Here is a 2,737-nt window from a genome sequence, read left to right as displayed (position 1 = left end):
CAAGTGGGTATCGCGGTATCGACCCAGTGATCTGGTTTCAGCGCCGCAGGCAGATCTGGCACGTGAGAATGAACGCCTTCGCCTTGAGAACCGTGTGCTGCGGGAGGAGAGGGAAGTACTAAAAAACCGCCGCCGGCTGAGCCCGCCTGTGCGCGGTAGAAACGGGTCGTGCTATGGTGCGGTCGGGAGGGTCGCGGCCGATGGCTTATTGGAGGCTTGATACCCCGTTAAAAAACGTGGCCCGTGGGTGTTTGCGTACTTGAGAGTGGTGACGCCGTTCTGCGGTGATCCCGGTTAGGAAGATGACGTTTAGCATCGCCCATACCCTCCTGTTTTAAAGGAGGACTTGGAATGGAACGATCAAAATCCGGCGCGTTGTCTATGGTCAATCCACGCGCCGCTGCCATCGACATCGGATCGACCATGCATATGGCGGCCATAAATCCGAACGCCGATGATAATCCGGTACGAGCGTTTGGCACATTCACCGGCGATCTCCATGATATGGCCCGCTGGTTCAAGACATATGGCGTCACGACTGTCGCGATGGAATCGACCGGTGTTTATTGGATACCGGCCTATGAAGTGCTTGAAGGACATGGCTTTGAGGTGATCCTGGTCAATGCGCGATATGCCAAGAATGTACCGGGTCGCAAAACCGACGTCAGCGACGCTGCATGGTTGCAACGCCTGCACAGCTACGGGCTGCTGCGGGGGAGTTTCCGTCCCGAGGCGGGCGTGGCGACCATGCGTGCCTATCTGCGGCAGCGCGAGCGACTGATCGAATATGCCGCCTCACATATTCAGCACATGCAGAAGGCGCTGATGGAAATGAATGTGCAACTCCATCACGTCGTCTCCGACATCACCGGCGTGACGGGCATGCGGATCATCAGGGCCATTGTGAGCGGCGAACGTACGCCCAATACGCTGGCGCAAATGCGCGACGTCCGCTGTCATGCGACTATTGAGACCATTTGTGCGGCATTATCGGGAAACTGGCGGGACGAGCATATCTTCGCGCTTGGCCAATCCCTGGCCCTGTTCGACTTCTACCAAACCAAAATTCTCGAATGTGATCGAAAGCTTGAGGTCGCGCTCAAGGCGCTCGAAATCGACGAGGGGTATGATGTTCGCCAGCTGCCAAAAGTCCGAACCAAAAGGCAGCAGGTGAACACGCCCGACTTTGAGGTCCGGTCAGCGCTCTATCGCGTGCTGGGAGTAGACCTGACGCAGATCCACGGAATCGGCCCATCGCTCGCGCTCAAGCTGGTTGGCGAGTGCGGGACCGATCTTGCCGCATGGCCCAGTTCCAAGCACTTTACGTCCTGGTTGTGCTTGGCGCCAGGCAACAAGATATCGGGCGGCAAATTGCTGTCTTCCAAAACCCGACGCTCCTCAAGCCGCGCAGCTGCACTCCTGCGCCTGGCCGCAACGACCATTGGCCGCAGCGACACCGCCCTAGGTGCCTTTTATCGGAGGCTGTCGGCGCGCGCTGGAAAAGCAAAAGCGGTCACCGCAACCGCACGCAAAATCGCGGTGCTGTTCTACAACAGCCTGCGCCATGGCATGGCGTATCATGATCCCGGCGCCTCACAATATGAGGAACGCTACCGCAGCCGGGTGATCGGAAATCTGCAGCGCCGAGCCAAGGCCTTCGGCTTCATCCTGCACGAAATGCCTACGGAGCCTGATATGGCTGTTTCTTAGGAAGGCCACGCAGTTCTTCGCGAGCCAAAGGCCGTGAAGTTCGCATTTGTGCATAGCTGGCGGCACCGTTGGCCCGTCGAACTGCTCTGCCGTGTCATGCTTGTCAGTGAGCGCGGCTATCGTTCCTGGCGCTCGCGACCGATCAGCCAACGTGCGCGCACGGATATGAAAGTGCTGGCCCATCTCCGGGAACAGTATCGCCTCAGCCTTGGCAACTATGGTCGTCCGAGGATGACAATGGAACTCAAGGAGGTCGGCCTCGCCGTTGGCGAGCGCCGGGTCGGTCGGCTGATGAAGATCAACGGGATCAAGCCTGTCCGCACCCGCAGGCACAAGGTGACAACGGATAGCCATCATCGCCTGGGGGTCGCAGCGAACTGGCTGGACGGCGACTTCGCCGCCGATGCGCCCAACCGTAAATGGGCGGGCGACATCACATATATCTGGACCTCAGAAGGCTGGCTTTACCTTGCCGTCATCCTCGACCTGCATAGCCGACGTGTCGTGGGTTGGGCTGTCAGCGACAGGATGAAGAAGGATCTGGCGATCAGGGCGCTGGATATGGCGGTGCGCCTGCGCCAGCCTCCAGAAGGCTGCCTTTTCCATTCGGATCGCGGCAGCCAATATTGTTCTTACGACTATCAGAAAAAGCTGCAGGCCTATGGCCTGCGTCCATCGATGAGCGGCAAGGGAAATTGTTATGACAACGCCTCCGTCGAGACCTTCTTCAAATCCCTGAAGGCGGAACTCATCTGGCGGCAGAGCTGGCCAACGCGGCGTCAGGCGGAAGCTGGCATCTTCCAGTACATCAATGGCTTCTACAACACCCGCCGCCGTCATTCATATCTAGGCGGTATCAGCCCACTCGCGTTCGAAGCTAAGGTGGCATAATGAGATAGATGACCGGCACAAAACATGGGATAATCGCGGCGCGATTCGTCCCGGGCATCAGCTTTTTGATATAGCTGACAGGGGTGGTTGCCCCCCGATATGATGGAAAAACGGGCTCACGATTGGCACCGGGCCC

At 58.4% G+C, this 2,737-nt stretch carries 1 protein-coding gene and 2 pseudogenes; all 3 read left to right on the top strand.

Annotation, left to right across the window (positions count from 1 at the left end; all coding sequences use genetic code 11):
• Positions 1-124: pseudogene (locus WA070_RS09040) on the top strand (IS3 family transposase); the annotation flags it as partial.
• Positions 125-351: 227 nt separating this feature from the next.
• Positions 352-1,710 carry an IS110 family transposase gene (locus tag WA070_RS09035; protein WP_422633757.1) on the top strand — a complete coding sequence of 453 codons (1,359 nt, stop codon included), beginning with the start codon at positions 352-354 and terminating at the stop codon, positions 1,708-1,710.
• A pseudogene (locus WA070_RS09030) lies at positions 1,711-2,601 on the top strand (IS3 family transposase); the annotation flags it as partial.
• Positions 2,602-2,737: the final 136 nt, after the last annotated feature.

The sequence above is a fragment of the Sphingobium sp. genome (assembly GCF_049304695.1).
Taxonomy (GTDB): Bacteria; Pseudomonadota; Alphaproteobacteria; order Sphingomonadales; family Sphingomonadaceae; genus Sphingobium.
This window is presented reverse-complemented; position numbering and strand designations above follow the sequence as displayed.

Bases quoted from the DNA above. Each gene is read 5' to 3' on its own strand.
- WA070_RS09035 (WP_422633757.1), top strand. From the start codon at position 352: ATGGAACGATCAAAATCCGGCGCGTTGTCTATGGTCAATCCACGCGCC.